The organism is Williamsia sp. M5A3_1d (genome assembly GCF_053345315.1).
Genome location: NZ_JBKEZX010000001.1, coordinates 1 through 17,170, shown reverse-complemented (window position 1 = coordinate 17,170; position 17,170 = coordinate 1). Strand labels below are relative to the sequence as shown.

The following is a 17,170-nucleotide window of genomic DNA, read 5'->3' as shown; positions in this document are numbered from 1 at the left end:
TGATGATGTCGGGGTTCTCATCCAAGCCGACCGGCGAAGTCTATCGGACCATCAATGAGAGATGAAAGGACTCGAACAATGTGCGGAGCGCGTGATTCCGCATTGTTGATCACGAATTGTTGATGCCTTCTTTTGTGTTGTCGCACCACATGTATCTCAATGGATGTCGGGGACGGGATCCCCGATTCCGCGACGACGAAAGGTGTCACCGAGATGACGACGAACAAGGGCGCGAAGAATGTGGACATCGTCGGCGTGGGAGCCGTCACCGGGTACGGGTGGGGCGCCGAGGCGCTGTGGCGAGGCGTCTCGGGCGGTAAGCCGGCCGGCGTCCTCCACCGGGGAGCGGACTACGGCAGCGACGACGGCGTCTGGCTCGCAAAGGTGCCCGATGGCGGTGATCCGGCCGATGGTCGCAGCCGGTTCTCGCAGGCCATGCGCTACGCGGCGCGGGAGGCGATCAGCGATGCGCACGCCCGGGGGTGGACCGCGGGACGCCGGGTGGGGCTGCTGCACGGAGTCGTCCTCGGCGACACCGAGGACTGGCGGACGTTCCACCTCGACGATCACGGCCACCGGCGCATTCGTGACTACATGGGTCTGCTGCCCTCGACACCCATCTCGACACTCATGCAGGAATTCGGCTTCCACGGTCCGGCCATGAATCTGTCGGCCACGTGCAGCTCGGGAAATGTCGCACTGATCACGGCGAAGATGTGGCTCGACGCGGGCATCGTCGACGATGTCGTGTGCGTCGCGACCGATCTCTCGCTCACCCCCGAGAATATCGATCACTTCGTGCGACTCGGTGCGGGCGTCGTCGATGCCGAGCCGCTCGACGCCTGCCGCCCTTTCCAGGAGGGCAGCCGTGGATTCGCGATGGGAGAGGCGTCGGTCGGGTTCGTCGTCACCCGACGCGCCGCTGCGCGCGGCCATCTCAGCGTCCTGGGTGGCGCGATGTCGCACGACGGGTTCCACGTGGCGTCGGTCGCCCCCGATCACAGGGAGATCATGCGTTGTGTCGCCGACGCAGTCGACGACGCCGGTGTCTCCGCCGCGGATGTGCGGTATCTCAACGCACACGGCCCGGGGACGGCGCAGTGCGATGCGGCCGAGACCGCGATCCTCGCCGAGATGTTCGCCCACGCGCGCCCCGCGGTCTATTCGATCAAACCGCTCACCGGGCACTGCCAGGGCGCGGCCGCCGCGGTCGAGATCGCCGCGGCTGCACTGGGCACCGAGCACGGCGTGGTCCCGGCGCCGCCGCAGGTCGCCGCAGCGCATCCGCAGCTGCTCGACGGCGCGACGACCATGGTCGACGGGATCACGATCAAGCCGTCGTTGGGGATGGGCGGCCACAACTCCGTGACGGTGCTCGCCCCGGCCACGTGACCATGGGCCTCGACAGCGACCACACAACCACCCTCAACCGACGTTGAGTAAACCTCCTGATATGGACTCGATCATGGTGACATCTCACAGTGACCCAGCTCACTCGTTCTAGAAATCGAACGTACCGTGACGAATGTTGCCAATGGGACGAGTGGGCATGGATACCTTTCGCTCGGCGTACGACTAGGGGTGAAACGGCCTCGGGGGCGCCGAATCACACGAAGAAAGGCACACCATGACAACCTCTGGAAGGTTTCACCGTCTCGCGATCGGCTGCGTGTCCGTCGCGGCCGTCGTCGGACTCGGCGCCGGTCTCGCCGGCCCCGCCACCGCGGCACCGTCGGTGCAGCAACTGACCGACACCATTAAGCAGGGCGCGAAGAAGCCGACGAAGGCGGCTCCGAAGGTTCAGCAGCAACAACAGAACGGGACGGCCAACCGTTCCATCACCACCAACGCCGTCGCCGGACCGTTCACGGTGCCCGACGGCACCGGGAGCACCGCGTCGGACACCGTCGGCTTCGGTCCCCAGCAGACCAACTTCGGCAACGCTTTCGGCTACGCCATCCAGAATCCGAACGCAGCTCCTACCGGCGCCAACGACTTCGGCTGCAAGCCGAAGTCGGGGCAGCGTCCGGTCGTCCTGCTGCACGGGACCTGGGAGAACGCCTACGACAACTTCGCGCGGATGTCGCCCGATCTGAAGGCGGCGGGCTACTGCGTCTTCACGTTCAACTACGGCAAGCTCAACATCTTCAACGGCGGCGGCGTGATCTCGTTGATCCCGGGCACCAACGGCACGGGTGACATCCCGACCTCGGCCGGCCAGGTCGCCACCTTCGTCAACCGCGTCCTCGCGGCCACCGGCGCGTCGAAGGTCGACATCGTCGGGCACTCGCAGGGCGGTGTGCTCGCGCGCCAGTACCTGAAGTTCAACGGTGGGGCCGCCAAGGTGCAGAAGCTGATCACCCTCGGCGCCACCAATCACGGCACCACGCTTCTCGGCATCGGGTCGCTCGGCCGCAGCATCAACAACCTCGGCATCGACATCCTCGGCTTCGCCCAGCTCCCCGTCGGTGTCTCCGGTATCCAGCAGGTCGTCGGATCGGACTTCATCAACAAGGTCAACGCCGGCGGCGACACCCTCCCGGGGATCGACTACACGATCATCCGCACCACCTACGACGAGGTGACCACCCCGTCGGAGTCGACATTCCTCACCGCCGGCCCGGGCGCCACGGTCAAGAACGTCACCCTGCAGGACGGGTGCCCGATCGACCTCTCTGATCACCTGTCGATGAGCTACTCGACGCGGGCGATCTCGATCGTCAAGAACGCACTCAACCCCGCGAGCCCGGTGGTCTGCGCCAAGAGCGGACCGCTCGTCAACTGACACAACACCTCTCACGCCAGACGGGCGTCGGACGCGTACAGCGTCCGGCGCCCGTCTGTGTCAGTCCACCCAGCTCGGTCAGCCCACCGAGCTCGGTCAGTTCACCAGCTTCGCGCTCTTCAGCCATTCCCAGGCGACGTCGGCGGGATCCTGGCCGTCGATGTCGACGCGACCGTTGAGGTCCTGCATGAGATCGTCGGTGAGCCGCTTCGAGATGTTGGCGATCAACGGGGCCAGCTGCGGGTACTCCTGGTTGATCGACGCGCGCACCACCGCGGTTCCGCTGTAGGGCAGGAAGAACTTCCGGTCGTCGGTGAGCACGGTCAGGTCGAGGTTCTTTACGCGGCCGTCGGTGGTGTAGACCTCACCGAAATTGCACGGCGCGCTCTTGGCGGTCGAGGTGTAGATGACCCCGGCGTCCATGCGCGTGACGTTGCCCGCGGGGACACCGTCGGGGGTGCCGTAGGGGATCCCGTACTTCTTGAGCATCGGCAGGAATCCATCGGAGCGGCTGAAGAACTCGTCGTCGACGCAGAAGGTGCGGTCGGCCACCGGCAATGCCGCGACCTCCGACAACGACGTCACCTTGAGGCGCTGCGCGGTCGGACCCGAGGCCGCGAACGCGTAGGTGTCGTTGAAGTTCGACGGCGGCAACCACACCAGGTCGTTGGTCGACTTCTCGATGTCGCGGACCTTCTCCCACAGCAGGGTCGGGTCGGCGATGGTCTCGGTCTGGTTGTGGTAGGTGACCCACCCGGTTCCGGTGTACTCCCACAGGATGTCGGCGTCGCCGTTGAGCTGCGCCTGCCGCGACGACGCCGAACCCGGGGCGCCGGTGAGGTCGGTGACCTTCGCGCCCGCCGACGACAGATACGATGCGGTGATCTTGCCGAGCAGAACGCCCTCGGTGAAACTCTTCGAGGTCACGGTGAGTTTCGCGCCTTCGAGCGGCTTCGCGCCGTCGGGGAGGCTCCCGGTGGTGAACGTCCCCGACGAACTGACCAGGCCGCAGCCGGTGACCGTGAGGAGCGTCGCCGCCAGAACGGCGAACACGGCACGGAAACGCCTGCGCGGTTTGACGACCCGGGATGTGCGCTGTGTCATCGAGCCGTTCGGGGACATCGGGCTGTTCGGGGTCATGCGAGTCCTCGTGGTGTCGCGACCAGCTCGACGAGGCGGCCGAGCCAATCGATCGTCATGGCCAGGAGTCCGACCAGGATGGCCCCGGATATGAGCAGTTTCGGCAGGAAGAGGGTGACGCCCGTGGTGATGAGGGTGCCGAGACTGGGGGCGCCGATGAACGTGCTCAGTGTCGCGGTGCCCACCAGGATCACCAGCGCGGTGCGGACACCGTTGAGGATCACCGGCACGGCGAGCGGCAGTTCCACCTGCACGAGCGTGCGCAGCCCCGAGTACCCGATACCGCGCGAGGCCTCGATGGTGCGTTGATCGACCTGGCGAAGTCCGATGATCGTGTTCTGCAGGATCGGCAGGATCGCGTACACCACGAGCCCGAGGACTGCGGTGCGGAACCCGGTACCCAGCCAGAAGGTGAACAGCACGATGAGCCCGACGGCGGGTGCGGCCTGGCCGATGTTGGCGATGTTCACCACGAACGGGCTGACGCGCCTGGCCTTCTCGCGGGTGAGCAGGATGCCCAGCGGGATGGCGATCACCACGACCCAGGCTGTGGAGATGAGGGTCAGCTCGATGTGGTCGAGGATCGTCGACTTCAGCGTCGACCAGGCGAGTGAGGCCTGCTCGGTGGTGCTGAACGTGGTCGACCGGTACCAGATGATGTAGCCGATCAGCACCACGATGATGATGAGCGGCTCGAACCAGACGTCGGTCGGGATGCGGCGCAGGCGCTTCACGACGCCGCGCCGTCCTGGTGGTCGGCGTAGGTGTCGGTGTCGGTGTCCGCGCGGGCGTCGGCGAGCTGGTTGCGGATCACGTCCATCACCACCGCGATGGTGAGCGTTCCCTGCACGGCGCCTCGACCGTCGGTGACGAGGACGCCGCCCTGGCTGGCTGCGAGCATCGAGTCGAGCGCGTCGTTGAGGGTCGCCGATCGGGCGACGACCGGCAGGCGGTTGTCGACGTAGTCGGAGACGACCTCCTTGGTGAGGAGTTCATCGATCGAGGGCCACGAGCGCGGGGTGCCGTCCTCGTTGACGACGACCACCCAGGTGTGGCCCTCGGCGCGCGCCTGGTTCACGACCTCCTGCGCCGACTGCCCGACCCGGGCCCGCAGCACCGGGTTGTGCGGCACGTCGCGGACCCGCGAGAGGGTGAGGTGGGCGAGGGTGGCGCCGGAACCGACGAACTCCTCGACGAACGGTGTCGCCGGGCTGGCGAGGATCTCCTCGGGTGTCGCGTACTGCTCGATGTGGCCGCCCTCGGAGAAGATGCACACCTTGTCGCCGAGTTTGGTCGCCTCCTCGAAGTCGTGGGTGACGATGGCGATGGTCTTGCCCAGTTCGTGTTGGATCGCGATGAGGCTGTCCTGCAGGCGAACCCGGGTGATGGGGTCGACGGCGCCGAACGGCTCGTCCATCAACAACACCGGTGGGTCGGCGGCGAGGGCGCGGGCGACGCCCACACGCTGCTGCTGGCCGCCGGACATGTCCTTGGGCAGACGATCGGCGAAGACGTCGGCGTCGAGACCGACGAGGTCGAGCAGGTAGTCGGTGCGTTCGGCGATCCGCTTCTTGTCCCATCCGAGCACCCGCGGCAGCGCGCCGATGTTCTTCTTGACCGACCAGTGCGGGAAGAGACCACCGGACTGGATGACGTAGCCGATCGACTGGCGGAGCTTGTCGGGGTTCTCGCCGGTCACGTCGCGCCCGTCGAGCAGGATGCGCCCGGCGGTCGGTTCGATGAGCCGGTTGATCATCTTCAGCGTCGTGGTCTTGCCGCAGCCCGACGGGCCCACGAACGCGACGATGTCGCCCGCGGCGATCTCGAGATCGAGCTTCTTCACCGCCGGTGTCGCGGTGCCGCGGTACTGCTTCACCACTCCGTCGAGGCGGATCGGCACTCCGGTGACCGTGCGCGACGAGTCGGTGTCGGCCGCGGTCCGCGGCGGGACGTCGCTGGGTGAAGTGGTCGTCATGAAAGTCCCTTTGCGATCGTGAGGCGCCCGAGCAGCACCAGCAGGGCGTCGAACACCAGGGCGATGACGACGATGAGAACCGTTCCGGTGAGGGCCATCTCGAGGGCGTTGGCGCCTCCGAGTCTGGCCAGGCCGTTGAAGATCAACGATCCGAGTCCCGGACCGAGGACGTAGGCGACGATCGCGGCGACGCCGACGATCATCTGGGTGGACACGCGGATGCCGATGAGGATGATCGGCCACGCGATGGGCAGTTCGACGGTGAACAGGATCCGCCAGCGCGACAACCCGATTCCCTGTGCCGACTCGATCACCGTCTCCGGCACCGACCGCAGGCCCACGATGGCGTTGCCGATGACGGGCAGCGCGGCGAAGAACGCCAACATGAAGAACGACGGCAGCACACCGAGGCCCAACGGGACGATCAGCAGTGCGAGCAGCGCCAGCGACGGGATCGTGAGCGCCACGCGACTGGTGGTGAGGGTGAGGGCGGAGACGAAAGGCAGGCGGTAGACGAGTACCGCGACCACGACGGCGATCACGGAGCCGACCACCAGGGTCTGCAACGCGAGCGACGCGTGTTGATACGTGAGGAAGGTGAGCAGCTCGCCCCGGCCTCGTAGGTATCCCCAAAGATCCACTGGCATCCCATCGTTCGTGCGACCGCAGCGCTTTCCGCGTCCGAGTAGGGATCGACGGACGTCGGTGGGGTGCCGTGGGCGAGTTGCGCTACGTTAACCGACACCCCGGGGTCCGCGGGGGCGCTTGCACGCCATCCCGTGGAGGCGCGGGCCGTGTGGTGTTCGCCGGCCGGTGTCGTCACCAGCGGTGATCGGTGCGCGTCCTCGCAGGTCAAGGATTTCGATCACGCAGACTCGAAATCCGTTGTGCGCGGGTGCCGGGGGCTTCAGCAGTTCCGAACATAGCAGTGCTCGCTCGCCGCGGTCGCCTATTCGACAGGCACCACGGCACGCAGGAATGCGAGCTGGTCGGCGACGACGGACGGGAACAGCGGCTCGACGTAGGGGTCGAAATGACCGCCGTCGTAGGACAGCACCGTGGCGTCGGGGATCGCGCGGGCGGCCTTCGTCGCCGCGGCGGCGGGCGCGATCGTGTCACCCCGGGCCACCTGGATGAGTGCCGGGCACCGGACACCCGATGCCGACCGAACCGGCGAGTAGAGGCCGATGCGCAGGGCGATCCGGGCGGCGACGGTCTCCGCGTGGTCGCCGCGGCGCAACCCCGACTCGGTGACGAGACGCTCGAACGCCTGCTCTGCACCCGGCGTGGACATCACCGCGGAAGAGCCCTCCGGGCCGATCGACGCGACGTAGCGCGGCGGACGGTGCAGGAGAGCGGCGACCGTGTCGGCCAGTGCGCTCGGTGCGATACGCAGGGCCCGTCGGATCCCCGTGGCACGCACCGCGGCCGGGCCGCTCACGTGGGGGACCTGAGCGATGATCGCCGCCAGACGCTCGCCGGAACCGGCCGTGGTGATCACGTGACCGCCGGCGAACGAGGTGCCCCACGCGACGACGGTGTCGGGGTCGGCGACGTCGATCGTGCGCGCGAAGGCGATGGCTGCGCGCCAGTCGGCGAGCTGCGATGCGACGTCGAGGAGCTGTCGTGGTTCTCCCTCGCTGTCGCCGAAGTAGCGGTAATCGAACAGCATCACGACGTAGCCGGCGGAGGCGAACACCTCGGCGTATGCCGGTAGCCGCAGGGCCCGCACCCCACCGAACCCGTGGGCCATCACGACCACCGGCGAGGGCTTCTCCGGCGTCGCGGTGCTCGGACGGTAGACGGTGGCCGCGCAGGTCACGCCCGCCGAGACGAACGTCTCCTCGACGCGGGTGTAGTCGATCTCGGTGGGCACGGTGTCGCCTCTCGGTAGGTTCTTGAGTGCAGTTCAAGGAAAGGTAACGGTTTCTTGAACGCCGATCAAGTAGTCTCGCCGGGTGCCCGCCAACCGCCGTCCCCGCGCCCGGGCGGAGAAGCGTGAAGAGATCGTCGCTGCTGCGCGGACGTTGTTTGTCGCCGACGGCTACGAGGTCACCGCGGTCAGCCGGATCGCGGCCGAGGCCGGGGTCACCACGAACACCGTCTACTGGTACTTCGCCGACAAGGACCACCTCCTGGTCGCCGTGCTCGAGCAGCTGTTGGCCGAAGCGTTGTCCCGCTACGAGGTGGTGGCCGCGGAGCCGTTGTCGGAGAAGATCCTGTTCGCGGTGAACGAGCTGTCGTCGATGCATGCTCTCGTCGACACCGTCCATTCGCGGCGTGCGTCGTCGCCGGTGATCGACGAGTGGCACACCGCGTTCCACGACCTCGCCGACGCCTTGACGCGGGCCGACCTTCCGGCCGACGACGCCGAGGCGGCGAGCGCGATCATCGCGTTCGTGGTCGAGGGTCTGCTCACCCATCCCGGCGACGAGGCCGAACGACGCGCGATCGTCGACCTGTTGGTGTCGCGCATGGTCAGCCGATGACGATGAGCGTGAGATCGATCCCGGCGATCAGCATCGTGGCGTAGAACGGCGTCCGACCCGGGCCGCGGGTGCACACCGCGGCGACCACCACGACGACGCCGAAAACCACCCACTGCCACACCCCGCGGTCGGTGGCCACGACCCCGATCACGGTCGCCCCCACGAGGAGTGCGGCCGCAATCGTGGGAATCCTGTTGTGGCCCAGACGATGCGGCAGGCCGGCGATACCGGACGCGGCGTCGTCCTCGAGATCGGGGAACACGTTGAGCAGGTGGGCGCCGACGCCGAGCAGGGCGGCCATGGCCACCACCCAGGCCGGTGGCAGGTCACCGGATCGAGATGCCAGACCCACCGCGATCGGCACCGATCCGAACGCGACCAGGTAGGGAACCCAGGAGAACAGGGTCCGCTTGACCCCGAGGTTGTAGGCGAGGGCCGCGCCGACCCCGGCCACGAGATGCACCGTTCCCGCCGCGACACCGCACAGCAGCGACGCCACGACGGACACGCCGGCGGCGATGACCGTTGCGGTCACGACCGTCCGACGGGTGACGGTGCCGACGACGAGCGGCTTGTCGGTGCGGTGCACGGCGATGTCGGTGTCGCGATCGATCAGATCATTGGTCCACCCCACCACCAGTTGCCCACTGAACACGGCGATCGCGAGTGCGACCACGACGACCGGTGCGACGTCGCCGGTGGCCGCGAGAACCGTGGACAGCGCGGTGACCGCCACCGCGGGGGTCAGGTGTCCGGCGCGCGCCAGCGCGACGGCATTCACCATCGGCGGTTCACCATCCGCGACGATCGCGCGGGCGGGCCGGTGTCATCGCCCGACGGTAACCCCCGGCGCCCGCCACGGCGGGCTTTGTCAGAACGGTGGTGGTTCGTCGTCCTCCGCCTCGCGGGCTGCCTGTTCCTGGGCTTCGGCTTGGGCTTGGGCTTGGGCTTCGCGGGTGCGGCGGTTGTGTTCGCGTTCTGTCTGTCGGCGGGCGTGTTTGTCTGCCAGGCGTGGGCGGCGTCTGGTGGGTGCAGGTTCTGGGTTGTCGGGGTGGGTGGCTGGGGGTGCGTTTTCGGGGGCGGTGAACTGGATGTCTTTCAACGCCGGGAACAGGTCGTCGCCGCTGAACGCGGGCCCGTCGATGGTGAGGCCTTCGGGGGTGATGATCACCCTCTCGGTACGCCCATCCCGACTGATGGTTTGGTCGTCGAGGAACGCGGTGTGGGTTTTCAGGTTGTGGTGAAACCGGCACTTCGACCCGGTGTTCCCTGGGCACGTCTGTCCGCCGTGTTCGGGGTGGTCGTGGTCGTATTCGCGGGTGTGGTCGATGTCGCAGACCCACGCCGCCCGGTCGCAGCCCCCGACGTCGCAGTACAGGGATCGGGCCCGCACAACGGTGTCCAACGCCGTCGACGGCCGATGCGGGTTGCCGGGGGTATGTGGGGCGATCGGGTCATCGAGATGCCCGATCGGCTTCACCGACACCCCGGGCTCGTGAAGCAACTCGTCGAGGTGGGCAGGGGAGATGACGCCGTACCCGTCGAGGAAACACGGTGTCTGCCCATCCCCGGCAACGGTCTCGAGATCGCAGATGACGTGCAAGGTCATGTTGCTGCCGGTGCCGGGGACCTCCCGCACCGCAGGCGCATCCGGGTCGGGCACTGTCGGCGCATCGCAGGAGTCATCGCCGCAGTGGCATTCCCACGCCACACCCATGATCAGACAGAAGTGGGCATCGGACTTCCGTGCGGCCAACGACCGATCATCGTTCTTGCAGACCGCACGGGCGAGCGCGTCTACGCGTCGGGAGATCTGAATGGCCTTCTCCGCCGTGCTGGTGGCCTCCACCCGGGCCATGCCGTCCTCGAGACGTTCAGTCCAGAACCCACGCGCATCCACCGCCGCTTTACGGCGGGCCCGGACGGCATCGGGATCTACCCGGTAGACGCTGCGGTCGACCATGTCCCGGATCCGTGACGGTGACCACGACCCCCGCCTGCGGAGCGCTGCCGCGATCTCGGTGTCGACGGTGTCCTGCGCATCACGGTCGAGGAGGAGGTCGGTGCGTTCGACGATCGTCCGCACATACCGCGGCGAGAGACGCCCATCCCGCAAACACGCGGCCACTTTCGGTAGGCGATCCCGCAACGCGACTGCGGTGTCGACCAACCGTTCGGCGGCGCCCTGCGACATCGAATGGGTCAGGGCGATCCGGGCCGCGCACTGCATCGACGCATCGAATGTCCGCCGGTCCGATGTCTCCTCGGGTACCACCAGTTGTCGGTGGAGTTCCCCGGCGTCACGGTAGCGGGTCCACTCCAGGTAGGCCTGTCCGGCGGCGGCGTGAACCATGTTGCCCAACAACGAGTTTACCGGCGCGTCGACGTGGTCGGTGAGCAACCCCACCGACCCCGCATCCACCCCAGCCCAACCCCCGTCGACCATGTGCATCAGTGTAGAGGCGGGGTATGACAACTGGTGGTGCTTGCTGACCTACTGGTGCTCCCGGTGCAGTGAGGGTTGCCGGGGCTCTAACGGTCTGTTCGCCAAGCGATCTCGACGTCCACCCCGTAGACACGCATCACCGACTCGGTAGCTGGGCGAAAGCCGGATCGGACGGACGGCGACCTACCGACGAGGATCGACAAGAGCAGGACGATCGGCCGCCCGCGAACGGGTGCTGCTCGGAAACCGAGATCTGATCACCCGAGCACTACGCCAGTCTGCGCTCGGCGGTGCGGGTCAGCCTGATCGTCGGCCCGCCACCGCGAAGGCCAGCAGGGCGATCAGTGCGCAGGTGACCATCACGACCGCGAGGGGGAGCGGATCGTTCTCGCCGCCCAGGCTGACCAGGGGCGAGACCGCGGCCCCGAGCCCGAACTGCAAGGCGCCTAACAGTGCTGACCCCGAGCCCGATACGCGCGGGACCGCCTGCAGGGCCAGCGCTGTCGCGTTCCCGAGTACGAGCCCGAGACCGGACACGGCGACGAAGATGGGGATCGGGATGAGCCAGTGTGGTGTCCCTGCGACGACGAGGACGAGCAAGGCCGCGGTCGCGACGCCGACCACCGACAGTCCGAGTCCCAGCATCCCCCGGATCGAGCGGCTCACGGCCAGGCGTGCCGCAATGCTGCCGACGACGACCAGTCCGGCTGCGTTGGCGCCGAACGACACCCCGTAGGCGATCTCGCTCATCCCCAACATCACCTGATAGAGGAACGGCGATGCGGCGATGTAGGCCATCATCACCGCGAAACCGAATCCGTAGGCGAGAGTGTTGCCCAGGAATGATCGCGACAGCACATCCTTTGTTGCCGAACCGTTGTGCGCGCGCTCGGTTCTCGCCTTTGCGCGTCGCTCGGGTGTGTGGGTCTCGCGCACCACCGCGACGACCGCGACGAGCATCAGTGCAGTCAATGTGAACACCACCCACAGGACCCCGCGCCATCCGATGCTGCCCACGAGGAGGCTGCCCACGAACGGGGCGAGGATCGGCGCGACGCCGGTCACGAGGGTCATGATGCTGAACGCGCGGGCTGCAGCGGGGCCGACGGCGAGGTCGCTGATGATGGCGCGTCCGATCACCATCCCCGCAGCGCCGGCCAGTCCCTGGACGAAGCGCGCGGCGATGAGCAGTTCGATCGACGGTGCGAGCGCGGCCAGTGCGCTCGCGACCACACAGATCACCGCACCCCCGAGCAGTGGGCGCAGGCGTCCGACCCGGTCCGACAGCGGCCCGAACACGAGTTGCCCCGCCGCGACGCCGACGAGGAAGGCGGTCAGCGTGAGTTGCACGGCGGTGGCGCCGGTCGACAGGTCGCCGGTCATTGTCGGGAACGCGGGCAGATAGAGGTCGGTGGCGATCGGTGCGATCGCCGAGAGCAGTGCCAGCACGATCAGCAGCAGGGTGCCGATCGGAGCGCGGTCGCCTCGGGCGTCGTCGGCGCGAGCCCCGGAACGGGACGTGGTCGTCATCGGTATCTCCTGTTCGGTTCTCGACATGCCTACCACGCCAATCTCAACATCTGTTGAACCGGATGTCACGAGGAGGGCCCCGGAGGGGCCACGGCGGCCCGGGACGTCGCTGCAGGATGAGCACATGAACAACGAAGTGACCTTCACCATCGGCCATGAAGAACTCGTCATCCGCCAGCGCTGGGAGGTCGTCAGCATCGTCAACGACATCCTCGTGGCGATCTGGTTCATCGTCGGCAGCATTCTGTTCTTCGGCGAATCCACCACCTACGCGGGAACGTGGCTGTTCCTCGCCGGCAGTGTCGAATTGCTGATCCGTCCCGTGATCCGGCTTGCGCGCCGCGTTCACCTGCAACGACTGAGCCCCGAGCGGCCCGCCGTCGACACCTCGAACGACTACTGACCCGGCGCCCGCCGACGAACCCGAGAAAGTTTTTCCGTGGCGATGTCGAGAACCGTCGATCGGTTCCGTCCCCGTGTCGAGAGCGGCCAGAATGGGCCGCACCGCATGGAGGAGAACATCATGGCGAAGTACCTGCTGCTCAAGCACTACCGTGGCGCCCCGGCCCCGCGGAACGACGTGCCCATGGACCAGTGGACCGAGGACGAGATCTCGGCGCACATGCAGTACATGCGCGACTTCGCTGACCGACTCGAGGGCACAGGCGAGTTCGTCGACGGTCAGGCTCTGGCGCCTGAGGGCGCGTGGGTCCGTTACGACGGTGAGGGCAGGCCGCCGGTCACCGACGGGCCGTTCGCGGAGACCAAGGACCTGATCGCGGGCTGGATGATCATCGATGTCGAGAACTGGGACCGTGCCGTGGAACTCGCCGGCGAACTCTCGGCGGCCCCCGGTCGAGGCAGCGAACCGATCCACGAGTGGCTCGAGGTGCGACCGTTCCTCACCGAGCCCCCGGCGATCACGGAGTGATCACCCTGACGGCTGTCACGGAGCGACGCATGCCTGCCGGTGAACCTGCCGCGGTCGACGCCGACCTGATCCGATCCCTGATTCCGGGGGTGATCGAGGTCGTCGTCGGTCGCGGTGCCGACTTCGCCCGCGCCGAGGACGCCGTCCAGGACGCGCTGCTCGAGGCGCTGCGCGTCTGGCCGCACGATCCGCCACGCGAGCCGCGCGGCTGGCTGGTCACGGTGGCGTGGCGCAAATTCGTCGACGCAGCGCGGGCCGACTCGTCGCGGCGACTGCGCGAAGAGCGTGTCGACGAGGAGCCGGAGGCGGGGCCGGTCCCGTCCACCGACGACACGCTCGCGCTGTATCTGCTGTGTGCGCACCCGTCCCTCACGCCGGCGTCGGCGGTGGCGCTGACCTTGCGTGCGGTCGGCGGACTCACCACACGGCAGATCGCCGAGGCCTATCTGGTGCCGGAAGCGACCATGGCGCAACGCATCAGCCGGGCCAAGCGGACGATCGCGGGAGTCCGGTTCGACGCACCGGGCGATGTGGCGACCGTGCTGCGGGTCCTCTATCTGGTGTTCAACGAGGGGTACTCGGGCGACGTCGATCTCGCCGCCGAGGCCATCCGGCTCACCCGTGCGCTCGTCGCGCTGACCGACCACGAGGAGGTCGTCGGGTTGCTGGCGCTCATGCTCCTGCACCACGCGCGGCGCCCGGCGCGGTATGCATCGGACGGGTCGTTGGTCGTGCTGGCCGAGCAGGACCGAAGTCGTTGGGACACAGCATTCATCGCCGAGGGGGTATCGCTGTTGCAGGGCGTGTTGGCTCGAGATCGGCTGGGCGAGTATCAGGCTCAGGCGGCGATCGCGGCACTGCACGCCGACGCACCCTCGGCGGAGCAGACGGACTGGGTGCAGATCGTCGAGTGGTACGACGAGCTGATCGCCATCACCGACAGCCCCGTGGCGCGGCTCAACCGTGCGGTGGCCGTCGGTGAGGCCGACGGTGGCGCCGCCGGGCTGGCCGCACTGGCAGACATCGATCCGGAATTGCCCCGGCACACGGCGGTGTCCGCCCATCTCCACGAACGGGCGGGCGATCCGGTGGCCGCGGCGGAGCTGTATGCCCGCGCTGCGACGCAGGCGTCGAACCTGCTCGAGCGTGATCACCTGACCCGTCAGGCCGCGCGGCTACATGCGGTGACCCGAGCTCGCTGACGGACCGGTCCCACCCTCCGTCACCTCGAGGCGATCAGCGCTCGAGGATCTCCTCGATCGTCACGTCGACCCGTCCGCCCGTCACCCGATGGGCGGCGTCCTGCACGTTCTGCGCGGTGGTCGACGGATCGCCGGCGTCGGTGACCGTCACGTGGACATGTGTCGCCTCGCCCGTGTCGGCGCCCGCCGCACGTGAACCGGCGTCTGCACGCGGAGCGTCGGGATCGGCGACGACGGCCACCACCTCGGGGACGGCGAGCACGGCATCGACCCACGCGGGATCGGTGCGACCGTCGTCCTGGCTCATGGTCGGGCCTCCTCGGAAGTGATGTCGGAATCGCCCGACATGGGTACAGACGTCCACTGTCCTCGCCTTCGAATGCCCACGTGGTGTGACACACACCACGTTCGGTTGAGCCCCCTCCCGACACGGCGGTGTCGAACAACCTATTGTTGAGCTGCCTCTTCCATGTGATGGCTTCTCGAGCGGAGCCATAGCTGTGAAGGGGTTTTTCTGTGTGGGGAGACGACCAGGACGCTGTTGTCCTGACCGACCGTGAACTGGTCGACCGTGCCCGACTCGGCGACCGCGACGCCTTCGACCGGCTCGTCGACCGCTTCGGGCCCCGCCTGCACGGCTACGCGCGTCGGATGTTGTCCGACGAATGCACCGTGCAGGAGGTGGTGCAGGATTCGTTCGTCGCCGCATGGCGCGGACTCGATCACTTCCGCCACGACAGCTCGGTGCAGACGTGGTTGTTCTCGATCTGCTCACGCAAGATCATCGACGCATACCGCAAACGGTCGCCGATCCCCGTCGGCGATGACATCCTCGATCTCGGTGGTCCGTCGACGCTGGGACTGCCGCTCACGGCGACCACGGGGGAAGCGTTCGTCGACGCGCTCGAGAAGGAGTTGTCGGTGCTGCCACCTCGCCAACGCGCGGCCTGGGTCCTCCGCGAGGTCGAACAGATGCCGTTCGGCGACATCGGCGAGGTGATCGGTGTCGCGTCCCCGGCTGCCCGCGGGCACTACGTCCGCGCCCGCACTGCGCTGCGCGAGTCGATGGAGAGTTGGCGATGAAGGCTTCACGGTCACCGTCGGAGGACGACGACCTCGCATACCGGCAGCTCGTCGCGGACCTACGCGACCGGGCCCAGGCGGGATGGGACTCCGTCGCCGACAGCGTCCTGGAGCGGGTACGGGCCAGCACGCGCGGCGGGCGGCTGCTGTCGCTCGGCGCCTCCGAGACACGCCCCGTCGGCGACCTCACCGTCCGCGAACACGCGTTGCGCGCAGTCCTCGCCCGAGCGCTGCGCCGTGACGCCCACCGACCGTCGGTGGTCGACCTCGACATCGAGGGTGACCGCCTGACCGGCGTGCGCGTCGGCCTCGACGAACCTGATCCCACCGACCTCGACGCGCTCGTCGCACGGGTCCGGCGGCTCGTCCTCGATGTGGTCCGCGACGTGCTGGGCGAAGCCCGACACGCGGTGCTGACGCAGTCGGTCGAGGTACAGGTGCGAGATACCAAGGATGTGCAGGCGCGCCGCTCCGACGCCCTGCCCAGCGGGGAGGATCCGCGATGACGACGCAGATCACCGGCGACGACCCGGTGTCGGATCCGCGGACGAGCACGTCGTTGCTCGCGGCGACACCGGACGGCGCCACCGAGGAGGCGGTCGAGGTCGCCACCGTCGTCGCGGCCTCCGACGCGACACCGGCGACACTCGCCGCGATGCTCGTGGCCCTCGGCGGCAGCATCACCGACACCGACGACCTGGTGGTGCTGTTGCAGCGCGTCGTCGACGTGGCGCACGAGGCGATCGACGGCGCCACCTGCACCAGCATCACCATCGCCCTCGGGGGCCGCACCTACACCGCGGTGCACACCGATTCGCGGACCCTGCGCGTCGATCAGGAGCAGTACGACTCCGGGGACGGGCCGTGCCTGCACGCGGCGCGCACGGGGGAGACGGTGCTCGTCGACGTCGACGCGGGCAACCAACGGTGGCCGGAGTTCGCGGCGGCCGCCGCGCAGGAGGACATCCACTCCTTCCTCGCCGCAGCCCTGCTGGCGCCGGACCAGCCGCTCGGCGCCCTGAACCTCTACGGCGAGGCGGCCGCGGCCTTCGACACCGTCGACGCCGACATCATCGAACTGCTGACCACGACGGTGTCGCGTGCCATCGGTGATTTCGCACGCTTCAAGTCCGCGGTCGAGGTCGCCGACGCACTGCGCGCGGCGCTGGATTCCCGCGCGCCGATCGAACAGGCCAAGGGCATGATCATGGGCCGCCACGGGGTGAGCGCCGAGCAGGCGTTCGCGATGCTGCGCGCACAGTCGCAGAACACCAACCGCCGGGTCCGCGACATCGCTGCCGAGATGATCGCCGGTGACGCCTCGGTACCCGACGTCGGCGATACCGTGTGATTCACTTCACATAAATCGCGCGTGCACATCGCCGTGTCGGTCCCGACTACCTCTTTGTGACCCCAACCGGGGCCTTCCAGATGAAAGAGGAACTGCTATGGGAATCGTTGACAAGGCAAAGAACGCCGCCGAAGACGCCATCGGCAAGGCCAAGGAGGTCGTCGGTGACGTCACCGACAACAAGGATCTCGAGGCCGAGGGCAAGAAGGACCAGGGTTCGGCCGGCGTGAAGAAGGTC

Annotated in this window: 19 protein-coding genes; 10 read left to right on the top strand and 9 right to left on the bottom strand. The window is 67.8% G+C overall.

The genetic code is table 11. From position 1 onward, the window contains the following. Positions 1 to 213: 213 nt before the first annotated feature. Both ACLBW1_RS00095 and ACLBW1_RS00090 read left to right on the top strand, forming a co-directional pair. Positions 214 to 1,392 (top strand): beta-ketoacyl synthase N-terminal-like domain-containing protein, encoded by a 1,179-nt coding sequence (locus tag ACLBW1_RS00095; protein WP_447809335.1) that lies wholly within the window; start codon positions 214 to 216, stop codon positions 1,390 to 1,392. A gap of 277 nt (positions 1,393 to 1,669) precedes the next feature. Continuing rightward, positions 1,670 to 2,785: an esterase/lipase family protein gene (locus ACLBW1_RS00090; RefSeq protein WP_447809334.1), complete on the top strand. Its 1,116-nt coding sequence runs from the start codon at positions 1,670 to 1,672 to the stop codon at positions 2,783 to 2,785. Between the two features lie 96 nt (positions 2,786 to 2,881). Here ACLBW1_RS00090 and ACLBW1_RS00085 read toward each other — a convergent pair whose 3' ends face one another. From ACLBW1_RS00085 to ACLBW1_RS00065, 5 genes are all read right to left on the bottom strand, one after another. After that, positions 2,882 to 3,889, bottom strand: coding sequence for a glycine betaine ABC transporter substrate-binding protein (locus ACLBW1_RS00085; RefSeq protein ID WP_447811085.1), 1,008 nt, complete (start codon positions 3,887 to 3,889; stop codon positions 2,882 to 2,884). Between the two features lie 32 nt (positions 3,890 to 3,921). After that, positions 3,922 to 4,659: an ABC transporter permease gene (locus ACLBW1_RS00080; RefSeq protein ID WP_447809333.1), complete on the bottom strand. Its 738-nt coding sequence runs from the start codon at positions 4,657 to 4,659 to the stop codon at positions 3,922 to 3,924. Further along, positions 4,656 to 5,900 (bottom strand): ATP-binding cassette domain-containing protein, encoded by a 1,245-nt coding sequence (locus tag ACLBW1_RS00075; protein WP_447809332.1) that lies wholly within the window; start codon positions 5,898 to 5,900, stop codon positions 4,656 to 4,658. Before ACLBW1_RS00075 ends, ACLBW1_RS00080 begins: the two co-directional genes overlap by 4 nt. Next, positions 5,897 to 6,547 (bottom strand): ABC transporter permease, encoded by a 651-nt coding sequence (locus tag ACLBW1_RS00070; RefSeq protein WP_447809331.1) that lies wholly within the window; start codon positions 6,545 to 6,547, stop codon positions 5,897 to 5,899. The genes ACLBW1_RS00075 and ACLBW1_RS00070 overlap by 4 nt, the downstream gene beginning before the upstream one ends. Positions 6,548 to 6,849: 302 nt before the next feature. Next, positions 6,850 to 7,776: an alpha/beta hydrolase gene (locus ACLBW1_RS00065; protein WP_447809329.1), complete on the bottom strand. Its 927-nt coding sequence runs from the start codon at positions 7,774 to 7,776 to the stop codon at positions 6,850 to 6,852. Positions 7,777 to 7,858: 82 nt separating this feature from the next. Here ACLBW1_RS00065 and ACLBW1_RS00060 point away from each other — a divergent pair, with 82 nt between their 5' ends. Then, positions 7,859 to 8,389 carry a TetR/AcrR family transcriptional regulator gene (locus ACLBW1_RS00060; protein WP_447809327.1) on the top strand — a complete coding sequence of 177 codons (531 nt, stop codon included), beginning with the start codon at positions 7,859 to 7,861 and terminating at the stop codon, positions 8,387 to 8,389. On the opposite strand, the gene ACLBW1_RS00055 is transcribed toward ACLBW1_RS00060, so the two are convergent. The 3 genes from ACLBW1_RS00055 to ACLBW1_RS00045 all read right to left on the bottom strand — a co-directional run bounded on the left by ACLBW1_RS00055 (position 8,379) and on the right by ACLBW1_RS00045 (position 12,365). Then, the gene (locus ACLBW1_RS00055; protein WP_447809326.1) at positions 8,379 to 9,173 is read right to left on the bottom strand and encodes a UbiA family prenyltransferase; all 795 of its coding nucleotides are present in this window, start codon (positions 9,171 to 9,173) and stop codon (positions 8,379 to 8,381) included. The two genes, ACLBW1_RS00060 and ACLBW1_RS00055, sit on opposite strands and share 11 nt — an antisense overlap. A gap of 87 nt (positions 9,174 to 9,260) precedes the next feature. Continuing rightward, positions 9,261 to 10,835: a DUF222 domain-containing protein gene (locus ACLBW1_RS00050; RefSeq protein ID WP_447809325.1), complete on the bottom strand. Its 1,575-nt coding sequence runs from the start codon at positions 10,833 to 10,835 to the stop codon at positions 9,261 to 9,263. A 297-nt stretch (positions 10,836 to 11,132) separates the two neighbouring features. Next, positions 11,133 to 12,365, bottom strand: coding sequence for a multidrug effflux MFS transporter (locus ACLBW1_RS00045; protein WP_447809324.1), 1,233 nt, complete (start codon positions 12,363 to 12,365; stop codon positions 11,133 to 11,135). Positions 12,366 to 12,501: 136 nt separating this feature from the next. Between ACLBW1_RS00045 and ACLBW1_RS00040 the strand changes: the two genes are divergently transcribed. The 3 genes from ACLBW1_RS00040 to ACLBW1_RS00030 all read left to right on the top strand — a co-directional run bounded on the left by ACLBW1_RS00040 (position 12,502) and on the right by ACLBW1_RS00030 (position 14,498). Next, complete coding sequence (locus ACLBW1_RS00040) at positions 12,502 to 12,768, top strand: YrhK family protein (protein WP_447809323.1); 267 nt, start codon at positions 12,502 to 12,504, stop codon at positions 12,766 to 12,768. A gap of 120 nt (positions 12,769 to 12,888) precedes the next feature. Then, positions 12,889 to 13,296 (top strand): YciI family protein, encoded by a 408-nt coding sequence (locus ACLBW1_RS00035; protein WP_447811084.1) that lies wholly within the window; start codon positions 12,889 to 12,891, stop codon positions 13,294 to 13,296. Between the two features lie 29 nt (positions 13,297 to 13,325). Continuing rightward, positions 13,326 to 14,498: an RNA polymerase sigma factor gene (locus ACLBW1_RS00030; RefSeq protein WP_447809322.1), complete on the top strand. Its 1,173-nt coding sequence runs from the start codon at positions 13,326 to 13,328 to the stop codon at positions 14,496 to 14,498. A gap of 34 nt (positions 14,499 to 14,532) precedes the next feature. Here ACLBW1_RS00030 and ACLBW1_RS00025 read toward each other — a convergent pair whose 3' ends face one another. Then, positions 14,533 to 14,805: a hypothetical protein gene (locus ACLBW1_RS00025; protein ID WP_447809321.1), complete on the bottom strand. Its 273-nt coding sequence runs from the start codon at positions 14,803 to 14,805 to the stop codon at positions 14,533 to 14,535. A 209-nt stretch (positions 14,806 to 15,014) separates the two neighbouring features. Here ACLBW1_RS00025 and ACLBW1_RS00020 point away from each other — a divergent pair, with 209 nt between their 5' ends. The 4 genes from ACLBW1_RS00020 to ACLBW1_RS00005 form a co-directional block, all read left to right on the top strand. Beyond that, positions 15,015 to 15,581 (top strand): RNA polymerase sigma factor, encoded by a 567-nt coding sequence (locus ACLBW1_RS00020; RefSeq protein WP_447809320.1) that lies wholly within the window; start codon positions 15,015 to 15,017, stop codon positions 15,579 to 15,581. Then, on the top strand, positions 15,578 to 16,087 hold the full coding sequence (locus ACLBW1_RS00015) for a hypothetical protein (protein ID WP_447809319.1): 510 nt from the start codon (positions 15,578 to 15,580) through the stop codon (positions 16,085 to 16,087). Before ACLBW1_RS00020 ends, ACLBW1_RS00015 begins: the two co-directional genes overlap by 4 nt. Further along, positions 16,084 to 16,932: an ANTAR domain-containing protein gene (locus tag ACLBW1_RS00010; protein ID WP_447809318.1), complete on the top strand. Its 849-nt coding sequence runs from the start codon at positions 16,084 to 16,086 to the stop codon at positions 16,930 to 16,932. Before ACLBW1_RS00015 ends, ACLBW1_RS00010 begins: the two co-directional genes overlap by 4 nt. 97 nt (positions 16,933 to 17,029) lie before the next feature. Next, on the top strand, positions 17,030 to 17,170 hold a 141-nt coding region (locus ACLBW1_RS00005; protein ID WP_447811083.1), incomplete at its 3' end, for a CsbD family protein.

What these genes read in the sequence shown, in the direction of transcription:
- ACLBW1_RS00095 (WP_447809335.1), top strand. Translation starts at nt 214, where the DNA reads ATGACGACGAACAAGGGCGCGAAGAATGTGGACATCGTCGGCGTGGGA.
- ACLBW1_RS00085 (WP_447811085.1), bottom strand. Translation starts at nt 3,889, where the DNA reads ATGACACAGCGCACATCCCGGGTCGTCAAACCGCGCAGGCGTTTCCGT.
- ACLBW1_RS00075 (WP_447809332.1), bottom strand. Translation starts at nt 5,900, where the DNA reads ATGACGACCACTTCACCCAGCGACGTCCCGCCGCGGACCGCGGCCGAC.
- ACLBW1_RS00070 (WP_447809331.1), bottom strand. Translation starts at nt 6,547, where the DNA reads ATGCCAGTGGATCTTTGGGGATACCTACGAGGCCGGGGCGAGCTGCTC.
- ACLBW1_RS00055 (WP_447809326.1), bottom strand. Translation starts at nt 9,173, where the DNA reads ATGGTGAATGCCGTCGCGCTGGCGCGCGCCGGACACCTGACCCCCGCG.
- ACLBW1_RS00050 (WP_447809325.1), bottom strand. Translation starts at nt 10,835, where the DNA reads ATGGTCGACGGGGGTTGGGCTGGGGTGGATGCGGGGTCGGTGGGGTTG.
- ACLBW1_RS00045 (WP_447809324.1), bottom strand. Translation starts at nt 12,365, where the DNA reads ATGACGACCACGTCCCGTTCCGGGGCTCGCGCCGACGACGCCCGAGGC.
- ACLBW1_RS00035 (WP_447811084.1), top strand. Translation starts at nt 12,889, where the DNA reads ATGGCGAAGTACCTGCTGCTCAAGCACTACCGTGGCGCCCCGGCCCCG.
- ACLBW1_RS00030 (WP_447809322.1), top strand. Translation starts at nt 13,326, where the DNA reads ATGCCTGCCGGTGAACCTGCCGCGGTCGACGCCGACCTGATCCGATCC.
- ACLBW1_RS00025 (WP_447809321.1), bottom strand. Translation starts at nt 14,805, where the DNA reads ATGAGCCAGGACGACGGTCGCACCGATCCCGCGTGGGTCGATGCCGTG.
- ACLBW1_RS00015 (WP_447809319.1), top strand. Translation starts at nt 15,578, where the DNA reads ATGAAGGCTTCACGGTCACCGTCGGAGGACGACGACCTCGCATACCGG.
- ACLBW1_RS00010 (WP_447809318.1), top strand. Translation starts at nt 16,084, where the DNA reads ATGACGACGCAGATCACCGGCGACGACCCGGTGTCGGATCCGCGGACG.